Consider the following 18814-nt stretch of genomic DNA (forward strand, 5'->3'; position numbering starts at 1 on the left):
GCTGGCGTCTCTGGAACTGGAACAGGCCGCAGGCGTGGTACTCCAGAAGCTGAAAGATACCCAGAACAATGCCGAGTTCCTGATGGCTGTCGCCAAGACGACTCCCGCGGAATAGGTTTTCTACTGTTCAAAAGGTTCCCCTCTCGCGTTTGTGTGGGAGGGGAACCTTTTTTTGTGGTGGAGTGTGGCAAAAAATCTGGCAATTGTCAGGACAAATGTTATCAGTGTTACGAAAGTGAAAGTTGAGGCCCATTGTGAAAACAGTGGTTTTTGTTTAAAATCGTTAAATCTGTTGTAGACTGCCGATGGATGTGGTTAGAGTTATAGAAGCTGTTAAGGGAGGCAGGCTTTGCGTAACACAGACCAGTTTGGACGATGGAAGCGTCGCTTGGCGGCGATGAGCGTGGCTGCAGCAATGACGCTGGGGATGGGAACAATTCCCCTGGCCGTGGGTGCCCCGAGTGCTAAACCAGACCGCATCGCCCAACTGGAAAGTGCCATTGCCCGCAACCGGGTGAAAGTCGATGAAGCCCAGTTACACTATGCCCAAACAGCTGAGGATTTTGCCGAGGCTACCGATGCCCTGAATGCGGCCACCACCGAAGCCAGTGAAAGCGCGAAGAAAGCCCAAGCAGCGAAGCGAGAAGCCGATGCAGCCAAAGCCAAATTGGGTCGACTAGCTGTCGCGATGTATCGCCAAAACAGCAGCGGATTATCTGACTTGGCGGCTATTACCGAATCCGACGCCTTCCGCGATGCCGCTTTGAAAGAAGCCGCCACCGATGCTTTGGGTAATCAGGCAGACAGCCAAACTCAGGGATTGATGGCGTTGCAAAATGTTGCCGAAGTTTTGAGCGACAAAGCCAATCGCGCTGCCAAAGCTAAGAAAGATGCCGCAGCCAGCCTGGCTACTACGGAAAAAACCGCTCGTGCTCAGGCTCAAGAAGCCTTGGATGAGCTAAAGAAACTCGAATCTCAGCGGGAAAAAATCATTGTTGAGCTGGCGCGGGAACGCGAAGTGACAATTGCGGAAGAGAAAGCCCGTCAGGAAAAAGTCGAGCAGGAACGTCAAGCAGCACTAGCGGCCGCGGCACAGCGCCAACGTGAAGAACAAGAAGCTCTGGCCGCTCAGCAGGCCGCAGCCCGGGCGGCCCAGCAGGCAGCGGAGCAAAAAGCCCGCGAGCAGGCCGCGAGAGAGCAGGCAGAGCGTCAGGCTCGCCAGCGCGCAGCTTCGGGACAATCGCCGCAAGTGACCTCACAGCCGAGCGTTGTACCCTCCCAGCCGACAACGGCACCAGCACCGACTTCTCAGCCCGCTTTGCCTCCCAGCAACGCCGCGAGCGGGGGATTCGGGCCGAGCTTACTGGAGTGGGCCAAAACGAAAACGGGCCTTCCTTACATTTGGGGAGGAACGGGGCCGGATGGCTACGACTGCTCCGGATTGGTTTATGCGGGGATGAAAGAACTCGGCAAAGGGGTGCAGCGGTCTGCGGCCGCCCAATACAACGCCTACGCCAATGTTCCCTTCAGCGAAAAACAGCCGGGAGATTTGGTGTTTTGGTCGAATAACGGGACTGGTAACGGGGTCTACCACGTGGCCATTTACTCCGGTGGCGACACCATCCTGATGGCGCCTAAGCCCGGTGGTACGGTGGGTACTTTCAACTTCTATAACCAGAATAGGATTATGCCTTTTGTGGCGCGCCTCTAATAGAATGCGTCCATGAGTTCTCTGCCCCCTTTTGTTAGCCCCAAGGGCTCAGAAGTGCGCCTTTGGGAGCGTGATGCTGGGGGTGCCCTAGGTGAAATCCAGCTTGCGGTGCGCCGCGTGCTGCAATCAATAGATTCCCCCGACAGCACTCTGTTGTGTCTGGCGCTTTCGGGCGGCCCTGATTCGCTGAGCTTAGCGGCGGCGCTAATTCGTGTCGCCCTGCGTCATCCTCGCCCGTGGGCTATCAGTTGCCTTACGGTAGACCACGGCTGGCGGCCCGAGTCTGCGGCAGAATCCCAGGCCGCCCTCCGGTGCGCCCACGAACTGGGGTTTACTGCGGCGACAGTGTTGCGAGGGGAGAGGCGTGGAGGCGCAAACGGACCAGAGGGAGAGGCTCGCCTCCTGCGCTGGGGATTGTTGGCCCAGGCAGCTGTTTCTCAGGCCAAAGCCCAGGGGAAGGACCACGCGGTTATCCTCACCGGGCATACGCTTGATGATCAGGCAGAAACCGTCTTGTTACGTTTGGCGCGCGGCTCCTCGCTACGTTCGATTTCGGCTATGAGAGAGTTTGAGTCCCTGGATTGCCAAACCGGCCTACCCTTACGTTTTGCCTGGAGAGAGAAAGATTCCGGTGCTGATGCCGCGGTGGATTTGCGCCTAGCGCGTCCGTTGCTGGGAATTCGGCGGTCCTGCACGCAAGCAGCTTGTGAGCAGGCTGGGCTCGTAGCCGTCAACGATCCGAGCAACCGAATGGAAGGCCCCGTGAAAACTGCCGCTGGTCAGCCGTTACCTCGTGCTGCCATCCGCGAACAGGTTATGCCCGCGCTCGCGGCCGCGCTCGGCCAAGACCCCGCTCCCGCTCTGGCGCGTCTGGCCGGTCAGGCCGCCGCGGACGACACCATACTGGAAATGCTCGCGGGAGAGGTCTTTTGGGAAGTGCTGAGCGACGAGCCCGGCGATGGGGAACCGGGGGACAGTGTGAAACTAGACCTCACGGTCATTGAAGGCTACAAATATCGCGACCTAATCCGCTATTCCGCCCCGGTCTTGCGCCGGGTGGTACGCCGAGCGAGCCTGTTAGCAGGGGCGAGGGTGGATTCCCTTACTGAAGCCCACCTGCGTGGCGTAGTGGACCTGATTCATGATTGGCATGGCCAAGGCTCGCTGGCTCTGCCCGGGATTACCGTGACCCGCCGGGAAGGCTTCTTGGAATTTGCTCGCCACCGCGATGTTTCCGAGCGCGAAAATCTTTCGGATTGAGCCAAATTCTGACGCATTTAGGCAATGCGGAGGGAAAGTCTAAAATAGACATGGGCCAGCAGTAAAACTTTTAGAATGTACCTGCAACTTGAGGGAGGCATGTGATGGACGCTGCAGACATGGGCGCAGACATGGAACGGGTCTTATTGACCGAGGAACAGATTCAATCAAGGCTCGCCCAGATGGCGGCCGTCATTGACAAAGACTACGCGGGCCACGAAATCCTGCTGGTGGGGGTGCTGCGCGGGGCGGTCATGGTGATGGCTGACTTGGCTAGGAAGCTGCACTCGCCCATTCAGATGGATTGGATGGCGGTGTCCTCCTACGGTTCGGGGACAAAATCTTCCGGGGTGGTGCGGATCTTGAAGGACCTTGACACCGACATCAAAGACCGTCACGTCTTAATCGTAGAGGACATTATCGATTCCGGTTTGACCCTGTCTTGGCTGGAGGCAAATCTGCGTACCAGGGGGTGTGCCTCCCTGAACATTGCGACTTTGCTGCGTAAACCCGATGCCGCCAAAGCGGTGGTGAATCCGCGCTACGTAGGCTTCGATATTCCCAACGAATTCGTGGTTGGATACGGTTTGGATTATGCCGAACGCTATCGCAATCTGCCGTTTATCGGGCTGTTAGCACCCCACGTTTACGAAAATTAGCCTCACGGCTATTCTTGGGGGAACACGTAGTCGGGATCGATAGCGTCCAGATGCTGGCGCGCTGTCGCGTTTTCTTCCTGAGCGCAGCGGTACAGGGCTTCGTAGCTGTCCAGAGTATTTTCAAAGTCATGGGGTTGGGCTATCTCTAAGCTCATCTTGCCCATAAACTTGCGTTTTTGCTCGTTTATAGCCAGGTCCTCCAGGTAATCAGAGAGGGCCTCAACATCTCCGGGCTGGAATAGGTAGCCATTGACTCCGGGACGCACCAAGTGCGGCAAACCCACTGCATTCGCCAGGACTACCGGAATGCCCGAACTCAACGCCTCTAAAGTCGCCAAAGACTGCAACTCCCCGGTGGAGGCATTGACAAAAATATCGCTGCGCGCATACCTCTCGATGAGGGCGTCGTCGTCCAGGTAATCATGGAAAGTCACCCGGTCTATGACCCGCAGTTCCGCCGCTTTCCGGCGCAAATCCTCTTTCTTAGTGCCGGTTCCCACAATGTCAAAGTGTAGTTTGGCAGAGGGCTGCAGCAGGGCCAGGGCGGTGATGATGTCGTCTACGTGTTTCTGTTTTTCTAGGCGTCCCACGTACAGAAGGTGGGGAATTGAGTGTTTTTCAGCCTTTTGAGCGGCAGCTTGGTAAATCGGCAGATTCACCCCGTTGCTGATGGAGACGCCACCGCCGAGATGCGCGTGTTCTTTCATGACTGCGATAGCGGTAGGGCTGGGAGCGACCAAGCGATCGGCTCGCTGAAACACGTTTCCCAGGTCCCTCCAGGCCATATCCGCCAGCAGCTTGCTGATGAACTTTGGGACGCAGCAAGAGATGCGGTTAAGGAGGTTTTCCGGAGTGAAGTGGTTCGTGACGATTAACGGTAGTCCCAATTCGTTGGCGTATTTGCACGCGACCCGTCCCACACTGAGGTGAGATTGCACATGTACCACGTCAGGGTTCAAGCCCTGCAGGATTCGGCGCACGGTGCGACTGATTTCCCAAGGCATGCTCATAGAGAAACCGCGGAGATAGGCGAACTCGTGAGAACGCATCCGGTGTTCGGTAATACCCGCCACGTTGGCGATGTACGGCCGGGAAACCGGGGAAGGAGCGATGACATGAACGCTGTGGCCCCGAGCTCGCAGTCCGCGAGCCAGGTTCTGGGAAAAAATCGCATTCCCACTCACATCTGGGGGATATGAATCAGCCGCGATAACAATCTTCATGATGCCCTCTTTGTGGTTAGCGTAAAACTGCGGGAATGCACCCATTTTATAGCTGTTTGGTAGGCTTAAGGTGTTGTACCGGATAACGGAAAAGTGAACATGGACAAGACGAATAAAACTCAAAAGAAAAAACAAATCTCTGGCGGCATAGCGGCTTTTATAGTCATCGCCATCATTGTGGCTTTCATGGTTTTTTCTGCCCAAGGCGGTCCCACTCGCATTACTACTGACGAAGGTTTGACGCTGCTGCGGGGCAACACCGTTGAAAAAGTTGTTATCAATGATGGCACCCAGACCGTCAGTATGGAGTTGACCAAGTCCTACCAACGTCCGCGGGCGTACCTGCCGAAAGACGGTCCCTTCGGGATGAAACCGAATGCTGACGCGGGGAAAAAGGTCTCATTTTCTTATGTTCGTCCCCAAGCGGAGACGGTTGCGAATGCGGTAGCCGACGCGAAACCAAAGAAGGGTTTTGATTCTATCTATCCGGTCTCCTCCTGGTGGGAGTCCATGCTCACTTTGATGGTGCCGATGATTATCCTCTTTGTGGTGTTTTTCTGGTTTGTTTCGCGCATGAGCGGGGGAATGGGTCCCCTCGGAATGGGTCGAGCCAAGCCACGGATGTTCAACAAAGAGGACGAAACGAAAGTGACTTTCGCTGACGTTGCGGGAGTCAATGAAGCTGTGGAGGAATTGGAGGAAATCAAAGAGTTCCTAGCGGAACCTGAAAAGTTCCACAAGCTCGGGGCGAAAATCCCCAAGGGAGTTCTGCTCTACGGCCCTCCCGGCACGGGTAAGACCCTTTTGGCTCGCGCTGTCGCCGGAGAAGCCGGGGTACCGTTCTTTTCTATGAGCGGTTCCGAGTTCGTCGAGATGTTTGTGGGTATGGGCGCCTCCCGGGTGCGGGATTTGTTTGAGCAGGCGCGGGCGGCAGCTCCGGCCATCATTTTTGTTGACGAGATTGACGCGGTAGGCCGCCACCGCGGCACCGGCCTGGGCGGGGGGCACGATGAACGTGAACAAACCTTGAACCAGCTGCTGGTAGAGATGGACGGATTCGACGAACGCACCAACGTCATCATGATTGCCGCCACAAACCGTGCCGACGTACTCGATCCAGCTTTGCTGCGCCCCGGTCGTTTTGACCGTCAAGTAGCAGTTGAAGCGCCGGATCTAAAGGGACGCGAAGCGATTCTGGCGGTTCACTCGAAGAATAAGCCCCTGGCTCCTGAGGCAGATATGAAATCACTGGCCAAACGCTCCCCGGGATTCACCGGCGCGGACTTGGCCAATGTTTTGAACGAAGCGGCCTTGCTGGCGGCACGACACAGCCGGGAAATCATCACCGCTCAGGATCTCGATGAAGCGGTAGACCGGGTTATTGCCGGACCCCAAAAGCATTCCCGGATTATGAACGACCACGACAAACTGGTCACCGCCTATCACGAGGGTGGCCACGCCTTGTGCGCTGCGGCATCTAACTATTCCGACCCCGTGACGAAAGTGACGATTCTGCCCCGTGGACACGCCTTGGGCTACACCATGGTCATGCCTACCGAGGATCGCTACTCCGAAACCCGTAATCAGTTGTTGGACCAGCTAGTTTACGCCATGGGAGGTCGAGTCGTAGAGGAAATCGTGTTCCAGGACCCCTCCACCGGGGCGTCTAACGACATTGAAAATGCCACCGCTATCGCCCGCAAGATGGTGACCCGCTGGGGCTTGTCGGCCGGGCTGGGGGCGGTTCGTTACGGCAGCTCCCACGATGAACCTTTCGTGGGTATGGATTACGGCAAAGCGCAGGAGTATTCCGATTCCACTGCCCATGTTATCGATGCGGAAGTGCAAGCTCTAATGGAAGCCGCCACGCGAGAAGCCTGGTCCATCATTACTGAGAATCGTGACATTTTGGACACGCTGGCACGCCGCTTACTGGAGGAAGAAACTCTGGACGAGAAAGCCTTGGATGTCGTCTTTAAGGATGTTAAGAAAGCGCCGCGCCGTGCCGTCTGGCAGTCGTACGAGGGCTTGACCTCTGATGACCGCGGACCCATCGAGATTCCTGAAGCCGTGAGGATTCGTAACGCCAAAGCTAGCGCGAAACCAGGAGAAAGTTTTGCTCTGGACGGCGCCGACCGCCCGTTGGCAGATTCTGGGATTGGAGGGACCGTGCCGTTTGGGCAGGGGGAAGTGAAAACTGAGGAAAGCCCGGCAGCTTCACAACCTAACATCGCAGCTCCGGCTGATTTGAGTCTGCCGATTCCTCCGGCCAGGAAAGAACACGAGGTGCGCATTCTCGACGACACGGACCCGTTGCCTCCAAGTGAAAACCCGACCGCGGAACCTTTACCGCCAGCACCTAGTGAGAAAGAAAACAAATGAACGCGACCTATGACCCTGAAGGGTTGACCCGGGCAATCCGGGATCTGTTGGTGGCCGTGGGGGAGGACCCCGACCGTGAGGGCTTGCGCGAAACCCCGGACCGGATGGCTCGCTCTTTTGGGGAGTTGCTGCAAGGCTACCAGGAGGATCCACGAAAGCATCTGGAGCGAATGTTCCCGGTGGAACACAACGACCTTGTATTGGTCAAAGACATTCCGTTCAACTCCATGTGTGAACACCACCTGCTGCCGTTTGTTGGTCTGGCGCACGTGGGATATATCCCGCAGGGGAAACGGGTTACGGGACTGTCCAAGCTGGCGCGGCTGGTAGACGGTTACGCCCACCGTTTGCAGGTGCAAGAACGCCTGACCCAGCAAATCGCTGATGCGATGTGGGAGGTGCTCCAACCGCAAGGGGTCATCGTGGTGTTGCAGGCTGAGCATATGTGTATGACGGTGCGCGGGGTAAAGAAGCCGGGGGCGCGGACCACGACTTCTGCAGTGCGCGGGGTGATGGAACAATCCAGCACGACGCGTTCTGAGGCCATGAGTCTCATTTTGTCCGCGGATTAAGACGCTGCCAATAATCGGTTTGGATTCTGCCCGAGCCGGTTCAGAAACGAAACAGGAAAGAGGAATCGGGGATGACTATTGCAGCCCAGACACAGCCTGAGCCCTCGACATCAGCGCTGCCGGACTATCTGCAACCGGAGCGCACCTTGGTGATGGGGATTTTGAACGTGACCCCGAATTCCTTTTCGGATGGTGGAAAATGGCTTGATCCGAGTCAGGCGGTGACTCACGGTTTGGAAATGGTGGCACAGGGAGCTGACCTCATTGACGTGGGGGGTGAATCGACCGCGCCGGGTCGCAAGCCCGTAGCAGTCGAGGAAGAAATTGCCCGTATCCTACCGGTTATTGAGCAGTTGGTTGCGGCCGGGGTGACTGTCTCAGTGGATACCCTGCACGCGAAAACCGCTCAGGCGGCCGCGGCGGCAGGAGCCAGCATTATAAACGATGTTTCAGGCGGTATCGTGGACGACTCCATGTTTGCCACTATCGCCGGGCTACAGCTTCGCTACCCGCAGCTGAGCTATATTTGCCAGCATTGGCGGGGTAGCCCGGAGGTAGCTAACCAGTTGGCGGTTTATGACAATGTTGCGGTGGAAACCTGGAATGAGTTGGAGCGTCGCCTGGAGCTGATGCGCCACAGCGGCATTGATATGAGCCGGGTCATTATCGATCCTGGACTGGGTTTTTCCAAGGTCGGTGAGCAGGATTGGGACGTGTTGGCTAACCTTGACGTGTTTTTGCACCGTGGCTACCCGGTGTTGGTCGGCCCGTCACGAAAGCGATATCTAGCAGATTTGGAAACGGTGGCGAGTGACCGTCATCCTCGCGACGATGCCACCGCGGCAGTTTCCATGTTTTGCGCGCTTCACAAGGTTTGGGCGGTGCGCGTACACAACGTAGCCCCGGTAGCGGTGGCCGTCCAGGCGGCAGCCTTCCTTGATGCCCACCATCATCCCTGTTGAGAGGCGGTTTTGAAGATGACTTTACATGATGCATCCATGTCGAATTCTCTAGGGGGAATCTCCAGGCGCTCTGTTGACGTGGTTGACCGTTTGGATGGGCTGGATTCCATCACGCTGCGCGGGATTTTCGCGCGGGGCATTCACGGAGTTTTGGAATCTGAGCATCACGCCCCCCAGGATTTTTCGGTCGACCTCACCCTATGGTTCGATTCGCGGCGGGCTGCCAGTTCGGACGATGTGGCCCACACCGTTGATTACTCGGTCGTGGCTGAAAAAATTGTCGCGGTCATTGAAGGGAAAAGCGCCTCCCTGATTGAACGTCTGGCTACGCACATCGCCCTGTCCGTGCTGGAGGATTCGCGCATTGCAGCGGTCCAAGTCACCTTGCATAAGCCTCATGCCTGCATGGACGTGCAATTCGAAGATGTGGCGATAAGCATTTTGCGCACGCGGGCGGATTTTGCAGCGCACCTAGCTGATTTTCCAGCCAATCTGACCCTGCGTCCCGAGCAAGCCCGCCCCGCAGTTTTGGCTTTGGGGGCAAATCTGGGCAATCCGCTGGGAACCTTGCGAGAGGTAGTGGCCGCCCTGCAGTCTGCTCCGGAGTTTGAACGGGTGGAAGTCTCGCCCTTGGCTCGGACCCGTCCAGTGCTGCAGCCCGGCGCCGCCCCGCAACCTGATTATTACAACGCGGTCGTGCGAGTGTGGTCGCGTCTGTCCGCTGCCGAGTTGTTAGATTTGGCGCATCATCTGGAAGATACTCACGGGCGGGAACGTCCCTATCATTGGGCTGCGCGTACTTTGGACGTTGACGTGATTGACGTTAAAGGGGTATCTTCAGAGGACTCTCGCCTGGTCTTGCCCCACCCGCGAGCCGCTACTCGAGCGTTTGTCCTGGTGCCCTGGTCTCAGCTCGACCCTCACGCGACTCTGGAGGGTCGCTCCGTCTCCAAGCTCGCGGCTTGGGCACAAGACGTCAACGGAATCGTGAATCTGTGGACGGACTGGCTGGCGACCGACCCGGAACCGGAACAGACCGCACCGAACCCCCCTTCTGCACCCGCTTCCCCGGCCGCCCCCGACGATTCCCCGCTGGCTGAGACACAGGTCGGGGACCACGATGCTTTCGGTCTGCCGTCTTGGCAAGCTGCCCTGCCCCAAGCGGAGGCGCGGCTGCGCGTGGTCGACAATGACACCGAAATCGACATTATTCGTCAAGATTACAGCCCATCCGCCGGGGATTCTCCTTCCTCCGCTCAGTCCGAGCTGCCGGCACCACAGTGGCAGCGTGTCAGGAAGCGGCGGCACTGATGAGCCACACGAAACCCATCGTTCTGGTGCTCTTGACCGTGGTGGTGGGAGCCCTAAGCGCCTCGTTGTTGAATTTTATGTACAACCAAGGCGCCTCGTTGCCGCGTGACGGTGCGGAGTTTGGTTTGGTCGCCCTGATTATTTCCCTCTTGAGTGCCTGGTTGGCGGCGCACGTGCAGAGACTCAAGAAGCGTCAGGCGACCTGGATGAGCGCGGTGGGGGCCGCTCGGGTGGCGGAGCTGTCTCTCGCCCTGTCGCACACCGGTGCTATTTTCTTGGGCTATTTTGGGGCGCAGACCATCTTTATCCTGGCAAACCTGGGAAACGATGCTCTGGCAGAGACATTATGGAAAAAGATTGTGGCGGTTATCGGCGCGGTATTGATGGTGGTAACCGGGCTGGTCATCGAAAAAGTCTGCACCATTGACCCGGAGGATCCGAATTCTCAATCCTCGCCCGGAGCGACCCCGGAAGCAGCTTAGATGCGTGGGGCAAAAGCCTCTCAAACCGGCGCTGGCATCAGTTTGTTTGCGCATCGTCAACCAAGTAACCCGCAGCGAACAGCAGGGAAATCGGGATAGCTTGACGGGTATGAGCCAGTTTCACCCCGGACTTACGGCGACGCTCGCCACGGCGGAACAGCCAGAACTCAAGCCAAATACTGCAACCCAGTAATACTGTTCCGAAAGCTCCCAGAAGTATCAGCACGCGCCAATCCAGGTTTTTCGGATCAAACTTCACGTTGTCGCTGGTCATTTCCCACGCCTCTTGGTCGGGACTTTCCGAGGCAATGTCATCACGTACTGCGGTTACAGTATCCCGTGCCACCAAAGCGGTCAAAGCCGTCAAAGCGGGGATAATACCCAGGCGCACCAAGGCTCTCGGTTTCTTTTCCGTAAATAAATCCGGGGAGGCGTACCAGGCAAAGGTCAGCAGGGAACCGATGCCGGTGATAGCGAGTTGATGGGGGGTAACAATCTGGCCATGTGAACCCCGGCCGGAGGACTCGTGCCTTGTGGACGCGCTCATGAAAACTCCTTCGTTTTGACAAAATTCTAACAACTAACGGCGTGGACTTTCGGGTTTTGCGTTTCTAAGCCGTAACTTAGGAGCATGGTGGACACTGGCACAGACAAACAACGCGCGGCGAAACAGTCGCGCTCTACGGTGTCCCCAAACGGTAGGAAATCCGGAACCACCACAGCGCGTAAATCACCATCCAGGACCACCGGAAAAACGCCGAAAAACCATGGAAAGCCGCGTCCACCAAAGTACACTGAGGCCCAAATTCGGCGCAACCGTCTGATTGCTCTGGCGATTGTAATTCTGGCAATCGTGGGAATGGTGTTAGCGATTCGTGAGGTCGCGGCCGCATTTACCCGGTGGCAAACCGCCCAGGCGGCCGAGGCTAAGGCTTATCAAATGCGGATGGAAGAACGCACTTTTCCCCCACCGAAGCCCTGCCCGGACAACTCCCTGGAAATTGCACTAACTCATCCCAGCGCTGTGATTAATGTCGGGGCTGGGGATCAGGCCGAAATGACTGTGCACAACACCGGTAAAACCGCCTGCACCGTGATGATTGACCCCGCGAAGGTAGGGATGCAAATCATTTCGGGCAACCAAATCATTTTCCACTCGACTAGCTGCCAACCCACGGATGCCCCGACCCAGCAACTGTTGCTGGACCGTGGCATGACTTGGAAACAAACTCTGAACTGGGACGGTCTGGTACATAACGCGGATTGTTCGCCAGCCAGTAACGTCGCAACTGCCGGTACTTATCGCCTCAACGCGGTGTGGAATGGAGCCGTTACCGGGCCAGAAACCGTCTTTGCTCTGCAGGATCCGCCCCCCGATCCCACCCCGGCGCCGGAAAATCCGCCGGAAACCAGTAACGAAAACCCCGCGAAAACAGTAGGATAAAACCATGAACGACGCGCAGAGATTCCGGGAAGTGATTACCATGTTGGCTCCGGGCACCGAGCTGCGCGACGGACTCGATCGGGTCATCCGGGCTCATGCCGGCGCCCTAGTGGTTTTGGGCTACGAGGACCACATCAGAAGGATTTGTTCGGACGGCTTTGAGTTCGATATTGATTTTTCGGCTACGCGGCTGCGGGAACTGTGCAAAATGGATGGCGCAGTCATCATCGACCCAAATAAATGGCGGATTCGCCGCGCTAACGTCCAGCTGCTTCCAGATCCTTCCATACCCACGACTGAATCCGGGATGAGACACCGCACCGCCCACCGTGTCGCGGTGCAAAGCGGCAACCCGGTCATTGCCGTATCACATTCCCTCCGGGCCATTTCGCTGTATCTGGGCAATAAACGCTACGTCTTGGAGGACCCGGAAACCCTGCTGACTCGTGCGTCTCTGGCGATTGACACCTTGGAAAAATATCGGATTCGTTTGAATGAAGTCTCTGACTTGTTGACCGCCATGGAAATCGATGACATGGTTACTGCTCGTGACGTGGCGCTGGTGGTGCAACGTCAAGAAATGGTGCGCCGGGTCGGACATGAAGTTTCCGATATGCTCATTCAGCTGGGTGAACACGGGCGTCTGCTGAAAATGCAGCAATCCGAGCTGATGCGCGGCTTTGCGGTGAACCGTTCCCTGTTAATTCGTGACTATATCCCCGATGAATATTCAGAGGAAAAAATCGTGAATCGACTGGGTGAACTGGACGATGCGGAACTGTTGGATTTGAGCCTGGTGGCCCGCATTATAGGGGTGAACGGGATGGGTTCGGAAATCCTCGAGATTCCTTTGAGCGCCCGCGGTTTGCGGATGTTGGCGCGGATTCCGCGTCTTCCCGCCCATATCGTCGAGGCGATTACGCGCCGGTGGGGGACCTTGTCTGAATTGCTGGAGGTTTCCACCGAAGAACTGATGGAAATCGATGGAGTAGGACCGGGACGCGCCCAAATTATTCACGACAGTCTGGAACAGGTCGTGGAAAACTCGGCTTTGGAACGAATTACCTCGCACTCCTAAACCCGCCTCGGTGACGGTGTCTCGCTAGAGTTCTTCCGGCCTATTTTTCCGACGAATTCGCTTCACGAGGGCGCTAATACCCCAAACCGTTACCGTCACCATGGTGCCGAGACCCAAGCCAAGCAACATAGCTAATAAGGTTTCTGTGAGCCAAGCACCGGCCGCGCCAGCTACCGGCAGAGTACTCGCTACCGCGTGACCACAAGCCTGCATGAATCCAAATATGAGAGGCATCCCCAGTTCAGCTAGTCCGCTAAAGAACAGGTGTCCTCCCACCCACAGCATCGCCGCAACCCCGACTGTGGAAAGAATCTTGAGGACAGCGGGCATCAGGCGAATCAGCATCAGCCCAATGACCTGGGAGACTTTGTGATGGGTGCGGCTCAGCGCCAAGCCCACGTCATCCATTTTTACCAGTAGCGCAACCACTCCATAGACCAGCGCTGTAATCAGGATAGCTACCACAATCAGGGCTCCGATTTGCGTTGCCAGGCTCTGCGTGCGGACCTCATTTAGGGCCACCACCATAATTTCGGTGGACAAGATGAGGTCCGTGCGGGTGGCTCCCCGGACGATGCGTTTTTCTTCCTCCGCGGCGTTAGTTGAGGTTGGAGCGTTGTCGACAGCGCCAGTCTGGTGGTGGAAGATCTGGCCCAAAATTTTTTCGGCGCCTTCAAAACATAAATATGTCCCTCCCACCATCAAGATGGGGGTGAGGGCGGCGGGCAGAAAATAATTCAACAGCAGCGCAACAACCAGGATTCCGGCTTTATTAATGATTGAGCCGCGGGCAATCTTGGCGATGACCGGAAGTTCTCGTTTCGGGGCTATCCTCGCTACGTACTGGGGAGTGACGGCAGTATCGTCAATCACGACCCCAACGGCCTTGCCGCTGGCCCGGGCCGCCACTCCCGTCACGTCGTCAAGCGAAGTGGCTGCGGCTTTCGCCAGAGCCGCCACGTCATCCAGTAGCGCCAACAACCCAGCTGACAATATTTACCTCCCCAAATCGGTTTTCAGTCTAAACGTATTCCCGCCAGACTCGCGACCGGTGCAATCATTACCCGCCGCGTTACTCCAGTTCACCAGCTCATTTCTGTGGCAAATCCGGGCTTTCAGGGTGGCGGCGCATTTGTAGCACGATTAGTGTCGTGGCGACCAAGCAAACGAGGGCGGTCAGGAAAGAACCTTCCACCCCGACGCTGCCGCCGGTAATCCACTCGGGGCCGACGAAAGTCCCTTGTAAGAGCCCGCGTTGTTCCCCGGTACCGGACACAATCGACCCCCAAAAAGAGCCCTGCATCGCGTTCCATCCAAAGTGCAGCCCGATAGGAAACCACAGCCGGTGTTTCCACAGGTAGGCCGCTCCCAGCAGCGGTCCACCGCTGAGAGCCAGGGCGACGACGCCCATTCCAGTCATGCCGGGATTCATCAGGTGTAGCCCTCCGAACACTACGGTGGACATGGTGATGGCCCACACCGGCCCCCAGGCTCGGTCAAAGAGCCGCACCATTACCCCGCGGAACAGCAGTTCTTCCCACACGCAAGACATGAGACCCATAGCTATGCCCAGACCCACGCCGGGTTCGATACTGACCTTTACCAGCTGCCAGTGCCCGCTGGCCCACAAGATCAGCATCGGCAGGCTCACCAGCACCGCCCCCACAGCGATTCCCGCCAGGGTTTCAGGCAATGCTGGTTTGATCGCGAGCTCCGACACTCGGCGTTTCGCAAACAAGCCCACCAGGAAGCGGTACACGGCAGTCTCTGCGATGCACAGAATCAGACCGCAAAACCCTAGCGCTAGAGGCGCGTCAAAAATTCCCTGGGGAGAGTTGCCGGTGCCCGCCACGGCATCGTAGATATTCAATGCCAAACCGGTAACCACCAGGTAGACCCCAATCAGCGCCAGGGGCAGCAAAGTCGCTTGCATCCACACGCCCTTTTCCCCGGCCAAGCGTGCTTTGGCGGTACTTGCAGCTGCCAGGGGACTGTCCGCGGCGTGTTCGTTAGGCTCGGTCGGGAGTATCTGGTTCATATTTTCATTTTACTGCAGCCAGATTTGGTCCGCCTCACGACCGGTTTTGTCGCGGCTGCGCTGTTTTGGTAAGATTGCTCCTTGGTGTCTGTTTTTAGTCACCCAGAGTCGTGCGAAGAAACTCGCGCGAACAGCGGGCTCGCTCCGTTCGAGCTCCGGACGCATCCTAAAATGCCGTTCTTGAACCAAGGACCCAAAGGAAGGCGGACCGGCCCCCGGACGGTACAGCTATGTCCGCGGGGCGGCTACAAAGCCTTAGATTCCAGACAAATTCAAGAAACGGAGTTACTGTGCCTACCATTGAACAACTCGTCCACCAAGGACGTACCAGCAAGCGCACGAAGTCCAAGACCCCGGCCTTGGCAGGCTCTCCGCAGCGTCGTGGCGTGTGCACTCGTGTGTACACCACCACCCCGAAGAAGCCGAACTCGGCTCTGCGTAAAGTCGCTCGTGTGCGTCTCTCTTCCGGCATCGAAGTCAGCGCCTACATTCCCGGCGTTGGCCACAACCTTCAGGAACACTCCATCGTGCTGGTGCGCGGTGGCCGTGTGAAGGACCTTCCGGGTGTGCGCTACCACATCGTGCGCGGCGCTCTTGACACCCAAGGTGTGCGCGACCGTAAACAGGGTCGTTCCAAGTACGGTGCGAAGAAGGAGAAGAAGTAAGAATGCCTCGTAAAGGACCGGCGCCTAAGCGCCCACTCATTGCAGACCCGGTGTACAACTCTCCGCTGGTCACCCAGCTCGTTAATCGCGTCCTGTTGGACGGTAAAAAGTCCGTGGCTCAAAGCATCGTCTATGGCGCGCTGGAAGGCGTAGCTCACAAGACCGAGCAGGACCCCATCGTGGTACTCAAGCGTGCCATGGAAAACATTCGCCCGCATCTGGAGGTTCGTTCCCGTCGTGTCGGTGGGGCAACTTACCAGGTTCCGGTGGAAGTCAAAGCCTCTCGTGCGACCACTCTGGCGCTGCGTTGGCTGGTGGATTTTTCCCGTCAGCGTCGTGAAAAGACCATGACCGAACGTCTCATGAACGAAATCTTGGATGCTTCCAACGGCTTGGGTGCCGCGGTGAAGCGCCGTGAGGACGTTCACAAGATGGCTGAAGCTAACCGCGCCTTTGCCCACTACCGCTGGTAGTCGCCGGGCAGTCGCTCCTGTAAGTTCCGGATGTAAACCCGCTCCGAGTGACTTATAGAATTATTAAGAAATAACAAACACTAACGAAGGGACACGCCCGTGGCACTTGACGTGCTAACTGACCTCAAAAAGGTCCGCAACATTGGCATCATGGCACACATCGATGCTGGTAAGACGACCACGACGGAACGCATCCTGTTCTACACCGGTATCAACTACAAAATCGGTGAAACGCACGATGGCGCTTCGACTATGGACTGGATGGAACAGGAACAAGAACGCGGTATCACCATTACCTCCGCGGCCACGACCTGTTTTTGGAACAACAATCAGATTAACATCATCGACACTCCCGGACACGTGGACTTCACCGTTGAGGTGGAACGTTCCCTGCGCGTCCTTGACGGTGCGGTAGCGGTGTTTGACGGTAAGGAAGGCGTGGAACCGCAGTCCGAAACCGTGTGGCGCCAGGCTGACAAGTACAACGTGCCGCGTATCTGCTTCATCAACAAGATGGACAAGCTGGGCGCGGACTTCGACTTTTCGGTCCAGACCATCATTGACCGCTTGGGGGCTCGTCCGGTAGTGATGACTTTCCCGATGGGTGCGGAATCCGACTTTGTCGGCGTCGTTGACGTTTTGCGTCAGCAAGCCGTGTACTTCCCTGAGAAAGACGCCGACGGTAACGATACCAAGGGCGCCGTTGTCGAATACAAAGACATTCCCGCGGAATACCAGGACAAGGCCGCCAAGTACCTGGAGACCGCTACCGAAGAGGCTGCCGAGGCCAGCGATGAGCTGATGGAAGCCTACCTTGAGAACGGTGAACTGAGCGTCGACCAGATTAAGCAAGGAATCCGGGCGCGTACCGTCCGTTCCGAGATTTACCCGGTCTATGGTGGCTCCGCCTTTAAGAACAAAGGCGTGCAGCCCTGCTTGGACGGGGTTATCGACTACCTGCCCTGCCCGTTGGACGTGGAGGAGGTTCGCGGTTTCCGTCCCGGTCACGAGGAAGAGGGCGAAACCGAATCCCGCAAGCCTGACGAGAACGAGCCGTTTGCCGCTTTGGCTTTCAAAGTAGCCGTGCACCCGTTCTACGGCAAGCTGACCTACGTGCGCGTGTACTCCGGGAAGGCCGAACAAGGCACCCAGATTTACAACTCCACTAAGGGAAAGAAAGAGCGCGTGGGCAAGCTGTTCCAGATGCACTCCAACCACGAAAACCCGGTGGAAGTTGCGCACGCTGGTCACATCTACGCCTTCATCGGCTTGAAGGAAACCACTACCGGTGACACGTTGTGTGCCATTGACAAGCCGATTGTGCTGGAATCCATGACCTTCCCCGAACCCGTGATTCACGTGGCGGTGGAACCGAAGTCAAAGGCCGACCAGGAAAAGATGGGTATCGCCATCCAGAAGCTGGCCGAAGAAGACCCGACCTTTACCGTGCGTTTGGACGAGGAAACCGGCCAGACCGTTATCGGCGGTATGGGCGAGTTGCACTTGGACATCATCGTGGACCGGATGAAGCGCGAGTTCAAGGTGGAAGCTAACGTCGGCAAGCCCATGGTGGCTTACCGCGAGACCATCAAGAAGAAGGTCGAGAAGGTCGAATACACCCACAAGAAGCAGACCGGTGGTTCCGGCCAGTTCGCGAAGGTGTTGGTCACGTTCGAACCGTTGAGTGAGGAAGAACGGGGCGAAGGCAAGACCTACGCTTTCGAAGACAAGGTCACCGGGGGACGCGTCCCGCGCGAATACATTCCTTCCGTTGACGCGGGCATCCAGGAAGCTATGGAATCCGGCGTTTTGGCCGGCTACCCGATGGTGGACGTGAAGGCGACGTTGGAGGACGGCGCTTACCACGAAGTCGACTCATCGGAAATGGCTTTCAAGATTGCCGGCAACATGGTGTTCAAGGAAGGTGCCAAGAAGGCGAACCCCGTCATCTTGGAACCCATCATGGATGTGGAAGTCCGCACCCCCGAGGAATACATGGGCGACGTCATCGGCGACCTGAATTCCCGCCGCGGCAACATCGCCTCCATGAACGACGGCCAGGGCGTGAAGGTTATTCGCGCCAAGGTGCCGTTGTCAGAAATGTTTGGCTACATCGGCGACCTGCGTTCCAAGACCCAGGGCCGCGCGGTGTTCACCATGCAGTTCGATTCCTACGCCGAGGTTCCGCGTTCGATTTCCGAAGAAATCATCGCCAACAACCGCGGTGCGTAAGGGTTCTTTTCCTTTTTGGTAGTGTCCCTGGCGCGTAGCCGGGTGCGTCCTGAAAGCCGCTGGGGACACTCCAGGAAAAACCCGCAAAAATCCGCAAGAAGAAAAATCAAGAAAAACCCAGGTAGGAAAATCCGTAAGATAGTGGTAATCTGACATCTGCTTATTTATTACGGAGCAAAACTACCTAAAGTCCAGGAGGAAAGAAAGAAGTGGCACAAGGCACTTATACTCATGACAAGCCGCACGTTAACGTCGGCACCATTGGTCACGTCGACCACGGCAAGACTACTTTGACTGCAGCTATCACCAAGGTGTTGGCTGA

The 18814-nt window shown here is 57.0% G+C and carries 18 protein-coding genes; 14 read left to right on the forward strand and 4 right to left on the reverse strand.

Annotated features, from left to right (window positions below):
• The first annotated feature begins 349 nt into the window (after positions 1-349).
• The 3 genes from AC5LBQ_RS07860 (at position 350) to hpt (ending at position 3630) form a co-directional block, all read left to right on the forward strand.
• Positions 350-1711 (forward strand): C40 family peptidase, encoded by a 1362-nt coding sequence (locus AC5LBQ_RS07860; RefSeq protein ID WP_493265130.1) that lies wholly within the window; start codon positions 350-352, stop codon positions 1709-1711.
• Positions 1712-1723: 12 nt separating this feature from the next.
• Positions 1724-2971, forward strand: a complete 1248-nt coding sequence (tilS, locus tag AC5LBQ_RS07865; RefSeq protein ID WP_493265131.1) for a tRNA lysidine(34) synthetase TilS — start codon at positions 1724-1726, stop codon at positions 2969-2971.
• A 104-nt stretch (positions 2972-3075) separates the two neighbouring features.
• On the forward strand, positions 3076-3630 hold the full coding sequence (gene hpt, locus AC5LBQ_RS07870; RefSeq protein WP_282922125.1) for a hypoxanthine phosphoribosyltransferase: 555 nt from the start codon (positions 3076-3078) through the stop codon (positions 3628-3630).
• A gap of 8 nt (positions 3631-3638) precedes the next feature.
• On the opposite strand, the gene AC5LBQ_RS07875 is transcribed toward hpt, so the two are convergent.
• The gene (locus tag AC5LBQ_RS07875; protein ID WP_493265132.1) at positions 3639-4853 is read right to left on the reverse strand and encodes a glycosyltransferase; all 1215 of its coding nucleotides are present in this window, start codon (positions 4851-4853) and stop codon (positions 3639-3641) included.
• 99 nt (positions 4854-4952) lie between these two features.
• Here AC5LBQ_RS07875 and ftsH point away from each other — a divergent pair, with 99 nt between their 5' ends.
• The 5 genes from ftsH (at position 4953) to AC5LBQ_RS07900 (ending at position 10562) form a co-directional block, all read left to right on the forward strand.
• Complete coding sequence (ftsH, locus tag AC5LBQ_RS07880) at positions 4953-7235, forward strand: ATP-dependent zinc metalloprotease FtsH (RefSeq protein WP_493265133.1); 2283 nt, start codon at positions 4953-4955, stop codon at positions 7233-7235.
• The gene (gene folE, locus AC5LBQ_RS07885) at positions 7232-7807 is read left to right on the forward strand and encodes a GTP cyclohydrolase I FolE (protein WP_493265134.1); all 576 of its coding nucleotides are present in this window, start codon (positions 7232-7234) and stop codon (positions 7805-7807) included. Before ftsH ends, folE begins: the two co-directional genes overlap by 4 nt.
• Before the next feature lie 71 nt (positions 7808-7878).
• Complete coding sequence (folP, locus tag AC5LBQ_RS07890) at positions 7879-8769, forward strand: dihydropteroate synthase (protein WP_493265135.1); 891 nt, start codon at positions 7879-7881, stop codon at positions 8767-8769.
• A 15-nt stretch (positions 8770-8784) separates the two neighbouring features.
• Complete coding sequence (gene folK / locus AC5LBQ_RS07895) at positions 8785-10080, forward strand: 2-amino-4-hydroxy-6-hydroxymethyldihydropteridine diphosphokinase (RefSeq protein ID WP_493265136.1); 1296 nt, start codon at positions 8785-8787, stop codon at positions 10078-10080.
• The gene (locus AC5LBQ_RS07900) at positions 10080-10562 is read left to right on the forward strand and encodes a DUF3180 domain-containing protein (RefSeq protein WP_493265137.1); all 483 of its coding nucleotides are present in this window, start codon (positions 10080-10082) and stop codon (positions 10560-10562) included. The genes folK and AC5LBQ_RS07900 overlap by 1 nt, the downstream gene beginning before the upstream one ends.
• A 37-nt stretch (positions 10563-10599) precedes the next feature.
• Here AC5LBQ_RS07900 and AC5LBQ_RS07905 read toward each other — a convergent pair whose 3' ends face one another.
• Positions 10600-11109: a hypothetical protein gene (locus AC5LBQ_RS07905; protein WP_321075614.1), complete on the reverse strand. Its 510-nt coding sequence runs from the start codon at positions 11107-11109 to the stop codon at positions 10600-10602.
• An 84-nt stretch (positions 11110-11193) separates the two neighbouring features.
• Here AC5LBQ_RS07905 and AC5LBQ_RS07910 point away from each other — a divergent pair, with 84 nt between their 5' ends.
• Entirely contained in the window at positions 11194-12006 is an 813-nt protein-coding gene (locus AC5LBQ_RS07910; protein WP_493265138.1) for a hypothetical protein, read from the forward strand.
• A gap of 4 nt (positions 12007-12010) precedes the next feature.
• Complete coding sequence (gene disA / locus AC5LBQ_RS07915) at positions 12011-13084, forward strand: DNA integrity scanning diadenylate cyclase DisA (RefSeq protein WP_295026531.1); 1074 nt, start codon at positions 12011-12013, stop codon at positions 13082-13084.
• A 24-nt stretch (positions 13085-13108) separates the two neighbouring features.
• Here disA and AC5LBQ_RS07920 read toward each other — a convergent pair whose 3' ends face one another.
• Complete coding sequence (locus tag AC5LBQ_RS07920; RefSeq protein ID WP_307741835.1) at positions 13109-14077, reverse strand: DUF808 domain-containing protein; 969 nt, start codon at positions 14075-14077, stop codon at positions 13109-13111.
• Between the two features lie 97 nt (positions 14078-14174).
• The gene (locus AC5LBQ_RS07925) at positions 14175-15122 is read right to left on the reverse strand and encodes a CPBP family intramembrane glutamic endopeptidase (RefSeq protein ID WP_493265139.1); all 948 of its coding nucleotides are present in this window, start codon (positions 15120-15122) and stop codon (positions 14175-14177) included.
• Positions 15123-15412: 290 nt separating this feature from the next.
• On the opposite strand from AC5LBQ_RS07925, the gene rpsL reads away from it, so the two are divergent.
• The 4 genes from rpsL to AC5LBQ_RS07945 all read left to right on the forward strand — a co-directional run.
• On the forward strand, positions 15413-15787 hold the full coding sequence (rpsL, locus tag AC5LBQ_RS07930) for a 30S ribosomal protein S12 (RefSeq protein ID WP_004008363.1): 375 nt from the start codon (positions 15413-15415) through the stop codon (positions 15785-15787).
• Positions 15788-15789: 2 nt separating this feature from the next.
• Positions 15790-16260 (forward strand): 30S ribosomal protein S7, encoded by a 471-nt coding sequence (gene rpsG, locus AC5LBQ_RS07935; protein WP_282922113.1) that lies wholly within the window; start codon positions 15790-15792, stop codon positions 16258-16260.
• A gap of 99 nt (positions 16261-16359) precedes the next feature.
• Positions 16360-18492 carry an elongation factor G gene (fusA, locus tag AC5LBQ_RS07940; RefSeq protein WP_295026539.1) on the forward strand — a complete coding sequence of 711 codons (2133 nt, stop codon included), beginning with the start codon at positions 16360-16362 and terminating at the stop codon, positions 18490-18492.
• Positions 18493-18701: 209 nt separating this feature from the next.
• The coding region (locus AC5LBQ_RS07945) for a GTP-binding protein (RefSeq protein ID WP_493265140.1) at positions 18702-18814 on the forward strand (113 nt) is incomplete at its 3' end.

This window comes from Mobiluncus sp. (assembly GCF_985070215.1).

Coding starts and splice junctions, on each gene's coding strand:
- rpsG (WP_282922113.1), top strand. CDS start 15,790: ATGCCTCGTAAAGGACCGGCGCCTAAGCGCCCACTCATTGCAGACCCG.
- AC5LBQ_RS07910 (WP_493265138.1), top strand. CDS start 11,194: ATGGTGGACACTGGCACAGACAAACAACGCGCGGCGAAACAGTCGCGC.
- AC5LBQ_RS07925 (WP_493265139.1), bottom strand. CDS start 15,122: ATGAACCAGATACTCCCGACCGAGCCTAACGAACACGCCGCGGACAGT.
- folE (WP_493265134.1), top strand. CDS start 7,232: ATGAACGCGACCTATGACCCTGAAGGGTTGACCCGGGCAATCCGGGAT.
- folP (WP_493265135.1), top strand. CDS start 7,879: ATGACTATTGCAGCCCAGACACAGCCTGAGCCCTCGACATCAGCGCTG.
- disA (WP_295026531.1), top strand. CDS start 12,011: ATGAACGACGCGCAGAGATTCCGGGAAGTGATTACCATGTTGGCTCCG.
- tilS (WP_493265131.1), top strand. CDS start 1,724: ATGAGTTCTCTGCCCCCTTTTGTTAGCCCCAAGGGCTCAGAAGTGCGC.
- hpt (WP_282922125.1), top strand. CDS start 3,076: ATGGACGCTGCAGACATGGGCGCAGACATGGAACGGGTCTTATTGACC.
- AC5LBQ_RS07875 (WP_493265132.1), bottom strand. CDS start 4,853: ATGAAGATTGTTATCGCGGCTGATTCATATCCCCCAGATGTGAGTGGG.
- ftsH (WP_493265133.1), top strand. CDS start 4,953: ATGGACAAGACGAATAAAACTCAAAAGAAAAAACAAATCTCTGGCGGC.
- AC5LBQ_RS07905 (WP_321075614.1), bottom strand. CDS start 11,109: ATGAGCGCGTCCACAAGGCACGAGTCCTCCGGCCGGGGTTCACATGGC.
- AC5LBQ_RS07900 (WP_493265137.1), top strand. CDS start 10,080: ATGAGCCACACGAAACCCATCGTTCTGGTGCTCTTGACCGTGGTGGTG.
- folK (WP_493265136.1), top strand. CDS start 8,785: ATGACTTTACATGATGCATCCATGTCGAATTCTCTAGGGGGAATCTCC.